Below are 15667 nucleotides of genomic sequence, written 5' to 3' on the forward strand. Positions count from 1 at the left end.
CCGCGTGCTGTCGTAGGCTGCGGGACCATGCGCGGAATTCTGCTTGCCGGTGGTACCGGCTCCCGACTGTGGCCGATCACCCGAGCCGTGTCGAAGCAACTCATGCCGGTCTTCGACAAGCCGATGATCTACTACCCCCTGTCGACGCTCGTCATGGCGGGACTGCGGGACATCCTGGTCATCACCGGTCCGGACGAGCGCCCCCAGTTCGAGCGCCTGCTCGGTGACGGTTCGGACTTCGGCCTGAACATCGAGTTCGCCACGCAGGACCGCCCCGCCGGCATCGCCGAGGCATTCGTCATCGGCGAGGAGTTCATCGGCGACGAGCCCGTCGCGCTGATCCTGGGCGACAACATCTTCCACGGCGTCGGCCTCGGCCGGCAGCTGGCCACCTTCCAGCGCCCCGAAGGCGGGGTGGTCTTCGCCCACGCCGTGTCCGACCCCTCCGCCTACGGCGTCGTCGACTTCGACGAGCAGGGCCGCGCCCGCTCCATCGAGGAGAAGCCCGCCCGCCCCAGATCCCGCTACGCGGTGCCGGGCCTCTACTTCTACGACAGCCGCGTCGTCGAGATCGCCAAGGGGCTCGAACCGAGCGCCCGCGGCGAGCTGGAGATCACGGACGTCAACAAGTACTACCTCGAGCGCGGCGAACTCCAGGTCTCCGTCCTCGACCGCGGCACCGTCTGGCTGGACACCGGCACCTTCCAGTCCCTCGTCCAGGCGTCCGAGTACGTCCGGGTCGTCGAGGAGCGCCAGGGCATGAAGATCGGCTGCCTCGAGGAGGCCGCCTGGCGGGCCGGATTCATCGACGACGCGCAGTTGCGCGCACTCGCCGAGCCGCTCACCAAGAGCGGCTACGGCGACTATCTGCTGAACCTCCTCGCCTACGAGGCGTGACGGGCACCCACCCCGCCACACGCGGGGCGTCAGTACGCCGACGCCGCACCGATGTAAGGAATTCGCGATGAAGGTCAATCCCCTCGGTATCGAGGGCGCCTGGGAGTTCGTCCCGCAGCAGCACGGGGACGCCCGCGGCCTCTTCCTCGAGTGGTACAAGGCGGACCGGCTCGCCGAGGCCGTCGGCCACCCGCTCGGACTCAAGCAGGCCAACATGTCGGTGTCCGCGGCCGGTGTCCTGCGGGGCATCCACTTCGCCGACGTGCCGCCGGGACAGGCGAAGTACGTGACGTGCGTCCGCGGCGCCGTGCTCGACGTGATCGTCGACGTACGGGTCGGCTCGCCCACCTTCGGCCGGTGGGAGGCGGTGCGCCTCGACGACACCCAGCGCAACGCGGTCTATCTCTCCGAGGGCCTCGGGCACGGTTTCTGCGCCCTCACCGACGACGCCACGGTCGCCTACCTCTGCTCCGAGGGCTACGCCCCCGAGCGCGAGCGGACCGTCTATCCGCTGGACCCCGAGATCGGGATCGCGTGGCCGGTCACCGGGGAGCCCGAGCTCTCCGCGAAGGACGCGCAGGGACCGACGCTGGCCGAGGCCCGCGAGGCCGGGATCCTGCCCCGCTACGAGGACTGCCTGGCGTTCCGCGCCTCGCTCGGCACCACCGACGGCGGCTGATCCCGACCGCCCCCGCGGGCACCTCGCGAGGCCGTCCCCTCACGAGCGTCCCCGCGGGGCACCGGGACGGCCCGCTCGGCCGTCCCGCACCCGCTAGGCTGCCTGGATGACGTGGCTCATCACCGGCGGTGCCGGCTACATCGGTTCCCATGTCGTCAGGTCCATGGTCGAGGCGGATGAACGTGTCGTCGTCGTGGACGACCTCAGCTCCGGCGACACGGCCCGGGTGCCCGCGGGCGTCCCGCTGGAGAACGGCACGGTCCTCGACGGGGCCTTCCTCGACCGTGTCCTACGCGACCACGGCGTGCGGGGCATCGTCCACCTCGCCGGCAAGAAGGCCGTCGGCGAGTCCGTCGAACGCCCCCTCTTCTACTACCGCGAGAACGTGACCGGCCTGGAGGTCCTGCTGCGGGCCGCCGCCGACGCGGGCGTCCGCCGCTTCGTCTTCTCCTCCTCGGCCTCCGTCTACGGCACACCCGATGCCGAGATCGTCACCGAGGACACCCCCTGCGCCCCGCTGAGCCCCTACGGCGAGACCAAACTGGCCGGAGAGTGGCTGGTGCGCGCCGCGGGCCGCGCCCACGGGATCGCCACCGCCTGCCTGCGGTATTTCAACGTGGCCGGTACCGCCACCCCCGGACTCGCCGACACCGGCGTCTTCAACCTGCTGCCGATGATCTTCGAGCGGCTGGACGCCGGTCTGCCGCCGCGGATCTTCGGTGACGACTACCCGACGCCCGACGGCACCTGCGTCCGCGACTACGTCCACGTCGCCGACATCGCGGACGCCCACCTCGCGGTCGCCCGCAGGCTCGACACCTGCGCGGAGGCCGGTGAGACCCGCGACCTCACTCTCAACATCGGTCGGGGCGAGGGCGTTTCGGTGCGGGAGATCATCGACCTCGTGGCCGAGGTCACCGGCGTCGAGATCACCCCTGAGACCGTCGCCCGCCGCGCCGGCGACCCCGCCCGGGTGGTCGCCTCGCCCGAGCGGATCTCGGCCGAGCTCGGATGGAAGGCCCGCCACGACGTCCGCGACATGATCGTCTCGGCCTGGCGGGCGGGACACGGCGACCACGCCTGAGCTGAGTGAGAGCCTGTCGGGTGGCCTTCGGCCGACAGGCTCTGACGCGGCCCGAGCCGCCCGCGGCCACGTCCACCCAGCGGAATACGCGGGCGGTCGCCGCGCCCGCTCGCGTAGATTGCCTGGCAGCCGCGGCCGGGCGGGCGCGGCGCGAGGGGACATCCGAGTGAGGACGACGCAGGTGACAGTGGCAAGGCAGTACGTGACGGAAGCCCGACGGATCGTCGTCAAGGTCGGTTCCTCCTCACTGACCACCGCCTCGGGGGGCCTGGACGCCGACCGGGTCGACGCCCTCGTCGACGTCCTCGCCAAGGTGCGCAGCGGTGGCGAGAAGGAGATCGTGCTGGTCTCCTCCGGTGCCATCGCCGCGGGCCTCGCTCCGCTCGGCCTCGCGCGCCGCCCCAAGGGCCTCGCCCGGCAACAGGCCGCCGCCAGCGTGGGGCAGGGGCTGCTGGTCGCCCGCTACACCGCCTCCTTCGCCCGCTACGGCGTCCGCGTCGGCCAGGTGCTCCTCACCACCGACGACACCAGCCGGCGGGCCCACTACCGCAACGCCTTCCGGACCCTCGACCAGCTGCTCACCATGGGCGCCCTGCCGATCGTCAACGAGAACGACACCGTCGCCACCGACGAGATCCGCTTCGGCGACAACGACCGCCTCGCCGCCCTCGTCGCCCACCTCGTCCGCGCCGACCTGCTGGTGCTGCTCTCCGACGTCGACGGACTCTACGACGGCGATCCCGCCAAGCCCGGCACCTCGCGGATCGCCGAGGTCTCCGGCCCCGCCGACATCGCCCACGTCGAGATCGGCTCGGCAGGCAAGGCCGGCGTCGGAACCGGAGGCATGGTCACCAAGGTCGAGGCCGCGCGCATCGCCGCCGCCGCGGGCATCCCCGTCGTCCTCACCTCCGCCAGCCGCGCCGCCGACGCCCTCGCGGGACGCGACACCGGCACCTGCTTCCATCGCACCGGCCGACGCTCCGCCGACCGCCTCCTGTGGCTCGCCCACGCCTCCACCCCGCAGGGCTCCGTGACGCTCGACGCCGGAGCCGTACGGGCCGTCGTCGAAGGGAAGAAGTCGCTGCTGGCAGCCGGAATCGCCGCGGTGGAGGGGGAGTTCTCGGCGGGCGACCCGGTCGAGTTGCGCGACACCGTCGGCCGCGCCGTCGCCCGCGGGCTCGTCAACTTCGACGCCAGGGAGATCCCCCGGATGCTCGGCCGGTCCACTCCCGAACTCGCCAGAGAACTCGGTCCGGAGTACGAGCGGGAGGTCGTCCACCGCGACGACCTGGTCGTCCTGCCCTCCTGAGCGGGCGACGATCCACGGCCGGTGCCGGGGAATCGGTCTCCGATTCCGTGGTGAACCGGCGTGTAAACGGCCGAAAGACCGGCCATCCGGCAGAGAGCTTCACCAAAACCGCCCCATGCGCCGCCTCGGGCTGGTCAACTTTGTCTCGGGGACAAGACAGGGCGGGGTACAGCACCACACGCATCACAACAGGAGGCCGCCGGTGAGACGAGCGCGCCCAGGGGCACCGCCCCGCGGGGCTGCCGAACGCGCCCTGACCAGTGTCGAGACCGGACCGGACTTCGACGCGGGGCAGGAGACCGAGACACGTGAGGCACATGGCGACGAGCGGATGGTGTCCAAGCTCTGGCACATCACCCTCAGCGTCTCGGGGTCGGAGGCCCCGCTGAAGGAGGTCAGGCGCGGCCTGGAGCAACTGGCCCACGACCATCCCTTCCTGCTGACCAGTCGCTACGCCAACGACCACGCCGAGATCCGGTACTGGGAAGAGGCCCGTGACCTGCACGATGCCGCGGCCGTCGCGCTGCGGCTGTGGGGCGAGCACCGGCAGAGCGCCAAGCTGCCGCCGTGGGAGATCGTCGGCCTGGAGGTGATCGACCGCGAGACCTACCACCAGCGGATCGCCGAGGGATACGGCCCGCCGCCGGCCGCTCCGGTGGGCGTCCACCCCTACTGATCCCGCCATGCCCGCCACCGTGACCGGCCCCGCCCACGGGCGCCCGGTACGCGGGCACCACGCGGACACCCACGGACACCCACGGGTCCGGGGGAGGGACCCGGGACGGGGATGTCTCGGAGTACGGGATACGTGAGGGATGTCCGCGGGGGTGCCAGTACCCTGCGGACATGACCTCGCTCACGCCCCTCGACAACCTCTCTCCGGTCGCCCAGGCCGCCTACCGGGCCCGCGCCGCCGCCGCCGAAATCGCGCCACTTCCGCGCGCGGCCAAGGACGACGCGCTGCTGGCCGTCGCGGACGCGCTCGAGGTGCGTGCCGCCGAGATCATCGAGGCCAACGCCGAGGACGTCGCCCGCGCCCGCGAGGCAGGCACCAGCGAGTCCGTCATCGACCGGCTCACCCTCACCCCCGAGCGGGTCCGGGCCATCGCCGCCGACGTCCGTGACGTGGCGGCCCTGCCCGACCCGATCGGCGAGGTCGTCCGCGGCTCTACCCTGCCCAACGGCATCGACCTGCGCCAGGTCCGCGTCCCGCTCGGCGTCGTGGGCATCATCTACGAGGCCCGGCCCAACGTGACGGTCGACGCGGCGGCCCTCTGTCTGAAGTCCGGCAACGCCGTCCTGTTGCGCGGCTCGTCCTCCGCCTACTCCTCCAACACCGCCCTGGTGCGGGTGCTGCGCGACGCGATCGGCGGCGCCGGCCTGCCCGCCGCCGCCGTCCAGCTCGTCCCGGGCGAGTCCCGCGAGTCCGTGCGCGAGCTGATGCGCGCCCGCGGTCTGGTCGACGTCCTGATTCCGCGTGGCGGCGCCTCCCTCATCCGCACGGTCGTCGAGGAGTCCACGGTCCCCGTCATCGAGACCGGCACCGGCAACTGTCACGTCTACGTGGATGCCCAGACCGACCTCGACATGGCCGTCGACATCCTGATCAACTCCAAGGCCCAGCGGCCCAGCGTCTGCAACGCCGCCGAGACCCTCCTGGTCCACCAGGACATCGCCGGGGCGTTCCTGCCCAGGGCGCTCGACGCGCTCGCCCAGGCCGGCGTCACCGTCCACGCGGACGAGCGGGTCCTCGCCTACGCGGAGGGGTCCAAGGCCACCGTCGTCCCCGCGACCCCGGAGGACTGGGAGACCGAGTACCTCTCCTACGACATCGCCGCCGCCGTGGTCGAATCGCTCGACAAGGCCGTCGACCACATCCGGCTCTGGTCGTCCGGTCACACCGAGGCGATCGTCACCACCTCGCAGGCCGCGGCCCGCCGCTTCACCCAGCTGGTCGACTCCACGACCGTCGCCGTCAACGCGTCCACCCGTTTCACCGATGGCGGTCAGTTCGGTTTCGGCGCCGAGATCGGCATCTCGACACAGAAGCTGCACGCCCGGGGCCCGATGGGCCTGCCCGAGCTGACCTCGACGAAGTACATCGTGACCGGCGACGGTCACACCCGGTAACCTCGCCGTTCCTCCGTCCGGCGTCGCCCGTCCGGAGTCATCGGTGGCCCGGACGGGCAGGGAGACTTCGCACTCTCCCTGCCCGAACCCACCTTCCCGGTCTACTCTGGCAACGTGCCGGACGACGTGGGGGGCAAGCCGTTCCCGGACGGCTGGGAGCCCGACGACGACCGCGGGGGCGCGGACGAGGACTTCGCCACCGTGGTCTTCGACGAGGACTTCGTACGGGCGGCCGAGGTCCACGAGCCCACCGCGGTGGAGCGGCTGCTCGCCGCCGCGCAGGCCCGCGCCGAGGCCGATGCCGCCCGGGCCCGTGCCGCCGTGCGCTCCGCCGAGGACGAGTTCCACGAGGACGCCCACGATCCCGCCCACCCCTACGGTGATCGCTCCGGCGACGAGGACGACCTCTACGACGAGTCCGGCCCCTACGGCCGTCACGGCGGAGCCCTGCGCCCCTACCGCGGCTCCGCCCGCTGGCACCGTCCCGTCGCCTGGGTCCTCGCCCTCGTCATGGGTGTCGGCATGGTCGCCCTCGCCTTCTCCGCGGTCTACCGGGGCGCCTCGGCCAACCGCGAGGACCGCATCCCGGCCCCCGCCACCAGCGGTGTCGACGAGCCACGCGCCGTACCTCCCGCGGCAGGGACCCCCTCGGCCGGCGCCGCGCCCGCTCCGGCCGTCTCCCACACCCCCTGAGGCCACCCGCCGCTCCTCCCCCTTGCGGTGCGAGGTGCCCGCCCCGCGCCCGGCCTCTGGGGGAAACGGGGGGAACTTGTCGCACGGCTCGGCGTTTACCGGGGCCGCCGCGGACCTACTCTGAAGGTATGGCAGGGAGTGGCGACCCGCCTGAGAGGGACCCCGAGGGAGTCCCCGGCGGTGGTGAGGACGAGTACCGATCCGTCGTCTTCGACGAGTCGTTCGTCCGCGCTGCCCGGCTGCAGGAGTTCTCCGCCCAGGAACGCCTGGGCGAGCACGCCCAGGCGGTGCGCAGCCGCCGCACCCGCACCGGAGGCGGCTCCCGTCAGGCCGTCATGCTCGTCCTCCTGATCCTCTTCGCCTTCGGCACCGCGATCTACCTCGGGGTCCGCAATCCCTATCAGCCCCCCTCCGACACGCGCGCCGAAGTGCTGCGCACCACCCTGGTCCGGCTGGCTCCCCAGGGGCGGGTTCCCGGTGGTGAGCCCGACCAGCTGTTCGCGAAGAGCCCGGCCGCGGACTACCGCACCGGAGCGGCCGGCATCGACCTGCCTCCCGCCGGGCGCACCACGCACTTCTCGGAAGGCCAGGTGATGGCGGCACTGACGATCGCCAAGGACTACCTGGTGGCCTCGTCCCTGGAACCGGACGTGCTGACCGGGCAGACCGTCCGTCCGGCCCGGCTGCTGATCGACCTCGACCAGCAGGAGCAGTTCGACCGGAGCGTCGAGTCCCCGAAGGACGACGGACAGCACGCGATCGCCGCCTGGCTGGTCCGCTTCGACCCGGCCGAGGTCGCTCTCGCGGAGCCCGCCCCGCGGGTGCGGGGCACCCTCCACTTCGCCGAGGTCGACAACGGCACCCTGGACGTCACCGCCGACCACACCTTCACTTACGCGCTGCGCCCCGCCTCCCCGGGCGTCGGCCCCACGGCCCCGGCCTCGCTGTTCACCGTCCACCGTCAGACGCACTTCCGCTTCGACCGGGAGGATCTGAGGGCCCACCGCGCCGAGCTGCTGACCAGCGAGGTGCAGGCCGGACCTCAGGCGTGCGGTCCGGACACCTCCGGCTCGCTCAGGCCACTGCTGGCCGGGGAGCGGACCTCGAAGCCGGACGGCGAGGCGGTCACCGACCCCTACGCGTCGGGCCGGGAGGCCGTCTCGCCGCTCTGCGGAGTCCTGGCCCCGGGCGCTCAGCCCTCGCTCCCGCAGTGAGCGCCGGAGCCACCGGGGCTCAGCCCTTGCCGCCGTCCTCGCTCGCGCCGTCCTTCCCTTCGGTGTCGCCCCCGCCCCCGTCGCCGTTGCCTCCGCCGAACCTGTTGCGCAGCTTGCCGCCCAGATCGCCCGCGAGGTCACCCGCGCCGCCGGCTATGTCGCCGACCAGCTTCATCAACGGATCCTTGCTGGTGCGGACCGACTCCGCGTAGTGCCCGGCCGACTCGCGGAGGGAGCCGGTCACCGAGGTGTCCTTGTCCTCCGAGCGGCGCGGGTAGTGCCCGTCCATGATCCGCTGGTAGTCGCGGGATTCGGACCACTTCTTCAGCTCGGCGGCTCGGACGGTGGTGAAGGGATGCGTCCGCGGCAGCACGTTGAGGATCTTGAGCACGGAGTCGCGCAGATCGCCGCCCTTCTCGTACTCGTCCGCCTGAGCGAGGAACGCGTCCACGTTCATCTCGTGCAGGTGATTGCCGCCCGCTATCTTCATCAGGCCCCGCATCGACGCCTGGAGATCCTGCCCGGCCAGCAGCCCCGCCCGGTCGGCCGACAGCTCCGATTTGCGGAACCACTCCCGCAGCGCCGTCACGATCGCCATGATCGCGACGTTTCCCAGCGGAATCCAGGCGATCTTCACGGCGAGGCTCGTGAGGAACAGCAGGATCGTGCGGTACACCGCGTGACCGGAGAGGGCGTGGCCCACCTCGTGGCCGACGACCGCGCGCATCTCCTCCTCGTCGAGCAGTTCCACCAGGCCGGTGGTGACCACGATGATCGGCTCGTCCAGGCCGATGCACATGGCGTTCGGCTTCGGGTCCTGGGTGACGTACATCGGCGGGACCTTCTCCAGGTCCAGGATGTGACAGGCGTCCCTCAGCATGTCGTGGAGGTGCGCGAACTGGACGTCGCTCACCCGTACGGAGTCCGAGAGGAACAACAGCCGCAGACTGCGCTCGGGCAGTAGCCCGCTCAGCGCCTTGAAGACGGTGTCGAAGCCGCTCAGCCTGCGCAGCGCCACCAGCGCCGAGCGGTCCGCGGGGTGTTCGTAGGCCCGCGAGGAGATGCCGGGGAAGCGCCTGCGCTGCCTGCTCGGCATGTTCTCCTGATGGTTCTCGGTCATGGATGCCCCCTGTTCGTACGAGACCTGCTCGTCCCCCTGCCGCAACCCAGAGTAGGCGCTGGGCCTACCGTGTGCGGAGGGCTGTGGATAACTCCCGCGCTGTGGACGACCTAGGAGCACGGCCGCGGAGCACGGCCGACATGACGGCCGCAGCACTGCTCTCCGCCGCCGCCGGACAGCAGGGGGCGGGCGACACGCTCCGGATCGTCCTGCTCGTCTCGATCTTCGGCACGGTGCTGCTCGCCTGGTTCCTGCCGCGCGGATACCGCGACCACGAGGACGACGACGCCAACGACTGAGTCGGCGTGAGCGTGCCCGGACCGCCCGCATACGATGTGCGCGAAGTCTCCGCTCCCATCCCCGATCGATAGGTCCTGTCGAAGATGAGCCTCCACAGCACCGCCGCCAGCCTGGTCACTCTCGCCGAGGGCGCCGAGCACGGCGGCAGCCACGAAAGCCTCAGCCCCTACCTCACCGGTCTCGGCGCCTTCGGCGCCCTGCTCCTGCTGCTGTGGATCACCACCCGCTTCAACCGCGACCGCTGAGCCGTCGGCCCCTGGGCTCAGGGCGCCCGCCGCGGTGCCAGTAGGCTCTGCACGCATGGGAGAGCAGGAAGTGCCTACCGGCAGCCGCGGCAAGCGCCGACTCGGGGTGATGGGCGGGACGTTCGACCCGATCCACCATGGACACCTGGTGGCCGCCAGTGAGGTGGCCGCCCTGTTCCACCTCGACGAGGTGGTGTTCGTGCCGACCGGGCAGCCGTGGCAGAAGAGCCACAAGACCGTCTCCGCGGCCGAGGACCGCTACCTGATGACGGTCATCGCCACGGCGTCCAACCCGCAGTTCTCGGTCAGCCGGATCGACATCGACCGCGGCGGGCCGACCTACACCATCGACACGCTGCGGGATCTGCGCTCCCTCAACGGCGACTCGGACCTCTTCTTCATCACCGGAGCCGACGCGCTGTCCCAGATCCTCACCTGGCGGGACGCCGAGGAACTGTTCTCGCTCGCCCACTTCATCGGCGTCACCCGCCCAGGCCACGACCTGACCGACGACGGCCTTCCCAAGGGCGGCGTCTCCCTGGTCGAGGTGCCCGCCCTCGCGATCTCCTCCACCGACTGCCGGCACCGGGTCGCGCAGGGCGATCCGGTGTGGTACCTCGTGCCGGACGGTGTGGTGCGCTACATCGACAAGCGCCAGTTGTACCGCGGCGCGTGAGCGGAGAGGGGCACCGGTGAACGAGCAGCACAACCCGTACGACCCGTACTACCCGCAGCCGCAGATCGTCGGCTACGACGAGTACGGCCGACCGGTGTACCAGCAGGTCCCGCAGCAGTCGCAGCCCCCGGCACCGTCCCAGCCCCCGCAGCAGTACGACCCGTACGCGCAGCAGCAGGGCTACGGGTACGACGCCTACGGGCAGCCGGTCCGGCCTCCGCAGCAGTACGACCCGTACGCGCAGCAAGTTCCGCAGGGCTACGGCCACACCGGATACGACACCGGCCAGGTCTACGGCGACGCCCCGGGTCAGGGCGGTCCCGGCCAGGGTGCCTACACCGACGGCCAGGGCGGCTACGGCGGAGGCCCGGCGGGCTACGACCCGGGTCGCCCGCCGGCCCAGGACACAGGCGGGGTCCACGACAGCGGCGGCCAGTGGGCGGTGCGGGCCGAGGCCCCGCCGGCGCCCGCTCAGACCCCGCGCCAGGCCGCGCCCGCCCCCGCCGGTGTGCCGGGCCAGCGTCCGGCACCGGACGAGGACGGCGGACGGGCGTACCGGACCGAACAGTTCTCGTTCATCGAGGAGCCCGACGAGGACTCCGAGGACGTCATCGACTGGCTGAAGTTCACCGAGAGCCGCTCGGAGCGGCGCGAGGAGGCCCGGCGCCGGGGCCGCAACAGGTTCGTCGCCCTCGTGGTGGTCCTCGTCCTCGCCGTCGTCGGCGGTGCCGGCTATCTGTGGTCGGCGGGCAAACTCCCCGGCCTGTCCGGCGAGGAGCGGAAGCAGAACACAGCGACCGGTCCGCAGAAGCGCGACACGATCGTCGTCCACCTCCACGACCTCAAGAGCGGCGGCACCTCCACCGCGCTGCTCGTCGACAACACCACCACCGGGCAGGGCACCACCGTGCTGCTGCCCAACACGCTCGCGGTCGCCGACGACGAGGGCGCCACCACCACCCTCGCCAAGTCCGTCGAGGACGACGGTTCCAGCGGCACACGCGAGGCGATCGGCAATCTCCTCGGCGCCAGGATCACCGGAACCTGGCGGCTCGACACCCCGTACCTGGAGAACCTCGTCGAGCTCGTCAGCAACATCGACATCACCACCGACACGGAGGTGCCGGGCGCCGAGAAAGGCGAGGCACCGCTCGTCGCCAAGGGCGAGAACCAGACCCTCAACGGCCGCGCCGCCGTCGCCTACGCCACCTACCGCGGACCCGGCGAGGCCGACGCCAAGCAGCTCCAGCGCTTCGGCCAGGTCCTGTACGGCGTCCTGCGGAAGATGTCCGACGACCCGGAGGCCGCCACGGTCACCGTCCAGACCCTGACGCAGATTCTCGACCCCTCGCTCCCGGAGAAAGACCTCGGCGCCTCGCTGGCCAAGCTCGCCGAGCATGCCAAGGGCGGCGACTACAAGACGGCGCTGCTCCCGGTCTCCGAGGACGGCTCACTGGCCGACGGCGCGGGCGACAGCGTGGTCAAGGACATCCTCGGCGGAAAGGTCAGCGCACCCGAGCAGGGGGCGGTGCCCCGCGTCTCGCTGCGCGACGCCACCGGCAAGGAGGAGGCGGCCGACGCGGCCCGGATCGTGCTGATCAACGGAGGCTTCGCCTTCGTCGGCACCGCGAAGGGCGACACCGCGGCGACGTCGAAGGTCGTCTACGGCGACGACACCCAGAAGGCGACAGCCACCGAGGTCGCCAAGACCCTGGGCCTGCCGGACGGCTCGGTCGAGAAGGGCAAGGCCGCCGGTAACGCCGACGTCACCGTGGTCCTGGGCCAGGACTACAAGCTCCCGAAACCGCCCTCGTAGAGCCCGCCGGGGCGGCCCGGGTAATGGTTTGCGGTGCGGTCGGCGGTACGTGAGACCCTTGACGAGTCTCAGACCGCCGACGAAAGCCTGCTTGTGACCGCCACGGATCGCTCCATCGAGCTCGTCAACGCCGCCGCCCAGGCGGCGGCCGACCGGCTCGCGCACGACATCATCGCGTACGACGTCAGTGATGTGCTGTCGATCACCGACGCCTTCCTGCTCGCCTCCGCGCCCAACGACCGCCAGGTCAAGTCGATCGTCGACGAGATCGAGGAGCGGCTCAACAAGGAGCTCGGCGCCAAGCCGGTGCGCCGGGAGGGCGACCGCGACGCCCGCTGGATCCTCCTGGACTACGTCGACATCGTCGTCCACGTCCAGCACAGCGAGGAGCGCGTCTTCTACGCCCTGGAGCGGCTCTGGAAGGACTGCCCCGAGCTGCCGCTCCCCGAGGACGCCCTGAAGACCCGCGGCAAGGCCGAGGAACACGCCCGCCTCACGGGTGCCGAGGGAGCGGACGGTGAGCTGAGCTGAACGGCACCAAAGGCGGCACCGGCCGCCGCGTCGTCCTGTGGCGCCACGGTCAGACTTCCTGGAACCTGGAGCGCCGTTTCCAGGGCTCCACGGACATCGAACTGACCGAGACCGGGGTGTCCCAGGCCCGCCGGTCCGCCCGGCTGCTCGCCTCGCTCGGGCCGGACGCGATCATCGCCTCCGACCTGAGGCGGGCGGCGGCCACCGCCGGCGAGCTCGCCGCCGTGACCGGCCTTCCCGTCGCGTACGACTCCGCGCTGCGCGAGACGTACGCGGGGGAGTGGCAGGGACTGACCCACGAGGAGATCGTGGGGCGCTACGGCGAGCAGTACGCGGCCTGGAAGCGCGGCGAGCCCGTGCGCCGGGGCGGCGGGGAACTGGAGACCGAGGTGGCCGACCGGGCGGCTCCGGTGGTCCTCCGGCACGCCGAGAAGCTGCCCGAGAACGGCACGCTGGTCGTGGTGAGCCACGGCGGCACGATCCGCACCACGATCGGCCGGCTCCTGGGCCTGGAGGCCCGGCACTGGGAGGGCCTGGGCGGCCTCTCCAACTGCTGCTGGTCCGTCCTCGGTGAGGGCGCGCGCGGCTGGCGGCTCCTGGAGCACAACGCCGGCACGCTGCCCGAACCGGTGCTCGGCGACGACGACTGAGTCCCCCGCACCCCCCGGATTTCGCTTTCCGGCAGGTCACAGGCTAAGGTTCTTCTTGTTCGCAGCGCGGAGCGCGAAGAGCACGAGGGGCTATAGCTCAGTTGGTAGAGCGCCTGCATGGCATGCAGGAGGTCAGGAGTTCAATTCTCCTTAGCTCCACATTCACCGAATCCCGTCCCCTGCAGGGGGCGGGATTCGTCGTTCCGTCACTTTCCCGGCGTTCCCTCACGTGTCACCGGAGCCTGCGTGGCCCATCGGCGTTCCTCACCTCCCGGGCATGCCGGAGGCGCCTGCCCCCGCGGACGAGCCCCGGGCAGAGGCCCTCGCCCGGGCCGCCGCGTCGATCTCGGGCGGACCGGCGGTGACCGGTCCGCGGAGCCCGCTGACCCGCTTGCGAGGCCATGGCAGAATCGGGATGGCCGGAGGGGGACGAGGGTCCGGACGGGAGGGAGTGTGCGTTGGCCGCGAGCGGTGCCGAGGATTCCGAGGCCCATGCCGTCGCCGAGACCATCGAGGACCGTACGGGGGTGCCAGGCGCGCGACCCCGGGCCGGCCGCCCCGCCCGGCGATCGACGGAGGCCGCCCAGGTGCGTGACGGCGGCGGTGTGTCCGGTGGGCACACGTCCCGCGGTCACAGCGGGGGCTGAGTGATGGGTGCACACAGGCGGAAGTGCGACTGGTGCGGCAGGGGTACGCCCATCGTCCGGGACATGGATCCGGTCAACACCGAGTACCAGTACTGGTGCGAGGAGTGCGCTCGGGCGCTGATCATAAAGGGCGACCCCATCGAGACCTACCGCGAACTCGAGGGTGAACCGATCTACGGGCGGCTCCTCGAGGAGCACTGCACCCTCAAGCGCTTCTACTCGTTCGCCACGGCCTGACGCCACCGGGTGAGGGCGTATCCCGCGAACAGCGCCGTCATCGTCAGCGGATAGACCGCGGACAGCAGCATCTGGCCGGCGTTCTGGTCGAGCTCGGGACGCCCGGGGTCGTGCGGCACCCACCACAGCGCGAACGAGGCGAAAACCAGCGCGACCGCGGGCACCGCCCAGTCCGGCCGTACCCGCGCGCGCCGGTCCACCAGCAGGACCAGCAGCGGGACGCACCAGACCCAGTGGTGGGACCACGATATGGGGCTGATCATCAGGGCGGTGACCGCGCAGACCACCACGGCCATCGCCGTGTCCCCGCGCAGCGCCGCCCGCACCGCCAGAGTCATGGCCGCCGCGCCGAGAACGGCCGCCGTCGCCACCCACCACATGCCCGGGTCGTCGGTGTGCATGAGCCGGGCCAGTACCCCGCGCACCGACTGGTTGGCGGTCTCCTCGGCGAAGCCGACCCGGCCGGTCTCGAAGAGTGTCCCGGTCCAGAAGCGCTTCGCGTCGTGTGGCAGCGCCAGCCCGCTGGCCAGCGTCGTCCCCAGGAAGACGGCCGTCGCGGTGACCCCGGTCCGGAGCCATGTGTTCCAGCCGCGCTCGGCGCGCCACCGCAGCAGACCCACGACCAGCAGCAGCACGACGAAGAGGCCGGGTGTGAGCTTCACCGCGGTGGCGAGGCCGATTCCGAGCCCGGCCCAGCGGCTTCCCTCGCGCCGGGTGAAGTCCCAGAGCACGGCGACCGCGATCAGCAGGTTGATCTGTCCGTACCGCAACGTCGTCCACACCGGCTCCGACCAGACCACGACGGCGGCCACCAGGAACGTCGCCCGCCACAGATCCGCGCGGGCGAGGGACGGGCGGACCAGCCGGAGCGACAGCTGGACCAGCGCGACCACCAGCAGGAGGTTCCCCGCGGTCGTCAGCGTCCGCATCAACGGGACGCCCACCAGCGTCAGCGGCACGAACAGCAGCCCGGCGAACGGGGGATACGTCATGGCGAGGTTCGCCGAGGTGGCCCGCATCGCGTACAGGTCACCGCCGGCCCGGACCGTCTCGCCCTCGGCCCGGTACACCATCACGTCGAGCATGTTCACGTGTGCGAGGCGCTGGGCGACCCAGAAGGCGGCGAAGGAGAGCAGGCACACCGCCGCGGCGGTGGCGAGGGGCCACTTGCGGGCACGGGTGCGGATGAGGACGGGCGCGGTCACAGAGGGGGACCCTACCCGTACCCGCCGGCCCCCCGGTGAATCGATTTGGTGATCCCCTGGAGGGCCGGTTAATGTTCTGTCTGTCGCCGCGGGGGAAACCCGGAACGGGGCGGCAGGCAGCAAGGGGCTATAGCTCAGTTGGTAGAGCGCCTGCATGGCATGCAGGAGGTCAGGAGTTCAATTCTCCTTAGCTCCACAAGAAGGAAGCGGGTCATCCGGATCGGATGACCCGCT

Annotated in this window: 17 protein-coding genes and 2 tRNA genes; 17 read left to right on the forward strand and 2 right to left on the reverse strand. The window is 71.4% G+C overall.

The annotated features are described in order from the left end of the window. Positions 1–27: 27 nt before the first annotated feature. The 8 genes from rfbA to OG393_RS22080 all read left to right on the forward strand — a co-directional run bounded on the left by rfbA (position 28) and on the right by OG393_RS22080 (position 8006). A complete protein-coding gene (rfbA, locus tag OG393_RS22045; RefSeq protein ID WP_327376400.1) occupies positions 28–897 on the forward strand; it encodes a glucose-1-phosphate thymidylyltransferase RfbA in 870 nt (289 codons plus the stop codon). A gap of 67 nt (positions 898–964) precedes the next feature. After that, the gene (gene rfbC / locus OG393_RS22050) at positions 965–1576 is read left to right on the forward strand and encodes a dTDP-4-dehydrorhamnose 3,5-epimerase (protein WP_327376402.1); all 612 of its coding nucleotides are present in this window, start codon (positions 965–967) and stop codon (positions 1574–1576) included. Positions 1577–1682: 106 nt separating this feature from the next. Next, positions 1683–2660, forward strand: coding sequence for a UDP-glucose 4-epimerase GalE (galE, locus tag OG393_RS22055; protein ID WP_327376403.1), 978 nt, complete (start codon positions 1683–1685; stop codon positions 2658–2660). Between the two features lie 202 nt (positions 2661–2862). Continuing rightward, positions 2863–3969: a glutamate 5-kinase gene (gene proB / locus OG393_RS22060; RefSeq protein WP_327378508.1), complete on the forward strand. Its 1107-nt coding sequence runs from the start codon at positions 2863–2865 to the stop codon at positions 3967–3969. Positions 3970–4171: 202 nt separating this feature from the next. Next, positions 4172–4645, forward strand: coding sequence for a hypothetical protein (locus OG393_RS22065; protein WP_327376404.1), 474 nt, complete (start codon positions 4172–4174; stop codon positions 4643–4645). Positions 4646–4815: 170 nt separating this feature from the next. Then, a complete protein-coding gene (locus OG393_RS22070; protein WP_327376405.1) occupies positions 4816–6099 on the forward strand; it encodes a glutamate-5-semialdehyde dehydrogenase in 1284 nt (427 codons plus the stop codon). A 114-nt stretch (positions 6100–6213) separates the two neighbouring features. Beyond that, a complete protein-coding gene (locus OG393_RS22075; protein ID WP_327376406.1) occupies positions 6214–6792 on the forward strand; it encodes an SCO2584 family spore wall biosynthesis protein in 579 nt (192 codons plus the stop codon). Between the two features lie 128 nt (positions 6793–6920). Continuing rightward, positions 6921–8006, forward strand: coding sequence for an SCO2583 family membrane protein (locus OG393_RS22080; RefSeq protein WP_327376407.1), 1086 nt, complete (start codon positions 6921–6923; stop codon positions 8004–8006). A gap of 19 nt (positions 8007–8025) precedes the next feature. On the opposite strand, the gene OG393_RS22085 is transcribed toward OG393_RS22080, so the two are convergent. Continuing rightward, entirely contained in the window at positions 8026–9126 is a 1101-nt protein-coding gene (locus tag OG393_RS22085) for a M48 family metallopeptidase (protein WP_327376408.1), read from the reverse strand. A 140-nt stretch (positions 9127–9266) separates the two neighbouring features. Between OG393_RS22085 and OG393_RS22090 the strand changes: the two genes are divergently transcribed. The 8 genes from OG393_RS22090 (at position 9267) to OG393_RS22125 (ending at position 14228) form a co-directional block, all read left to right on the forward strand. Next, a complete protein-coding gene (locus tag OG393_RS22090; RefSeq protein ID WP_327376409.1) occupies positions 9267–9425 on the forward strand; it encodes a hypothetical protein in 159 nt (52 codons plus the stop codon). 84 nt (positions 9426–9509) lie between these two features. Further along, a complete protein-coding gene (locus tag OG393_RS22095) occupies positions 9510–9671 on the forward strand; it encodes a hypothetical protein (protein ID WP_327376410.1) in 162 nt (53 codons plus the stop codon). 55 nt (positions 9672–9726) lie between these two features. Then, a complete protein-coding gene (nadD, locus tag OG393_RS22100) occupies positions 9727–10347 on the forward strand; it encodes a nicotinate-nucleotide adenylyltransferase (protein WP_327376411.1) in 621 nt (206 codons plus the stop codon). 16 nt (positions 10348–10363) lie between these two features. After that, positions 10364–12163: a LytR C-terminal domain-containing protein gene (locus OG393_RS22105; protein ID WP_327376412.1), complete on the forward strand. Its 1800-nt coding sequence runs from the start codon at positions 10364–10366 to the stop codon at positions 12161–12163. Between the two features lie 93 nt (positions 12164–12256). Then, complete coding sequence (rsfS, locus tag OG393_RS22110) at positions 12257–12694, forward strand: ribosome silencing factor (RefSeq protein WP_327376413.1); 438 nt, start codon at positions 12257–12259, stop codon at positions 12692–12694. Further along, on the forward strand, positions 12691–13344 hold the full coding sequence (locus tag OG393_RS22115) for a histidine phosphatase family protein (RefSeq protein ID WP_327378509.1): 654 nt from the start codon (positions 12691–12693) through the stop codon (positions 13342–13344). Before rsfS ends, OG393_RS22115 begins: the two co-directional genes overlap by 4 nt. A gap of 86 nt (positions 13345–13430) precedes the next feature. Beyond that, positions 13431–13503 (forward strand) — tRNA-Ala (locus tag OG393_RS22120). A gap of 491 nt (positions 13504–13994) precedes the next feature. Next, the gene (locus tag OG393_RS22125) at positions 13995–14228 is read left to right on the forward strand and encodes a hypothetical protein (protein WP_327376414.1); all 234 of its coding nucleotides are present in this window, start codon (positions 13995–13997) and stop codon (positions 14226–14228) included. Here the strand turns inward: OG393_RS22125 and OG393_RS22130 are convergent. Beyond that, the gene (locus tag OG393_RS22130; RefSeq protein WP_327376415.1) at positions 14207–15433 is read right to left on the reverse strand and encodes a glycosyltransferase 87 family protein; all 1227 of its coding nucleotides are present in this window, start codon (positions 15431–15433) and stop codon (positions 14207–14209) included. The two genes, OG393_RS22125 and OG393_RS22130, sit on opposite strands and share 22 nt — an antisense overlap. A 123-nt stretch (positions 15434–15556) precedes the next feature. Between OG393_RS22130 and OG393_RS22135 the strand changes: the two genes are divergently transcribed. Further along, a tRNA-Ala gene (locus OG393_RS22135) sits at positions 15557–15629 on the forward strand. Positions 15630–15667 lie beyond the last annotated feature (38 nt).

This window comes from Streptomyces sp. NBC_01216, assembly GCF_035994945.1.
In the GTDB taxonomy this organism is placed as follows: Bacteria; Actinomycetota; Actinomycetes; order Streptomycetales; family Streptomycetaceae; genus Streptomyces.

Bases quoted from the DNA above. Each gene is read 5' to 3' on its own strand.
- rfbA (WP_327376400.1), top strand. From the start codon at position 28: ATGCGCGGAATTCTGCTTGCCGGTGGTACCGGCTCCCGACTGTGGCCG.
- rfbC (WP_327376402.1), top strand. From the start codon at position 965: ATGAAGGTCAATCCCCTCGGTATCGAGGGCGCCTGGGAGTTCGTCCCG.
- galE (WP_327376403.1), top strand. From the start codon at position 1,683: ATGACGTGGCTCATCACCGGCGGTGCCGGCTACATCGGTTCCCATGTC.
- OG393_RS22070 (WP_327376405.1), top strand. From the start codon at position 4,816: ATGACCTCGCTCACGCCCCTCGACAACCTCTCTCCGGTCGCCCAGGCC.
- OG393_RS22080 (WP_327376407.1), top strand. From the start codon at position 6,921: ATGGCAGGGAGTGGCGACCCGCCTGAGAGGGACCCCGAGGGAGTCCCC.
- OG393_RS22085 (WP_327376408.1), bottom strand. From the start codon at position 9,126: ATGACCGAGAACCATCAGGAGAACATGCCGAGCAGGCAGCGCAGGCGC.
- OG393_RS22090 (WP_327376409.1), top strand. From the start codon at position 9,267: ATGACGGCCGCAGCACTGCTCTCCGCCGCCGCCGGACAGCAGGGGGCG.
- OG393_RS22095 (WP_327376410.1), top strand. From the start codon at position 9,510: ATGAGCCTCCACAGCACCGCCGCCAGCCTGGTCACTCTCGCCGAGGGC.
- nadD (WP_327376411.1), top strand. From the start codon at position 9,727: ATGGGAGAGCAGGAAGTGCCTACCGGCAGCCGCGGCAAGCGCCGACTC.
- OG393_RS22125 (WP_327376414.1), top strand. From the start codon at position 13,995: ATGGGTGCACACAGGCGGAAGTGCGACTGGTGCGGCAGGGGTACGCCC.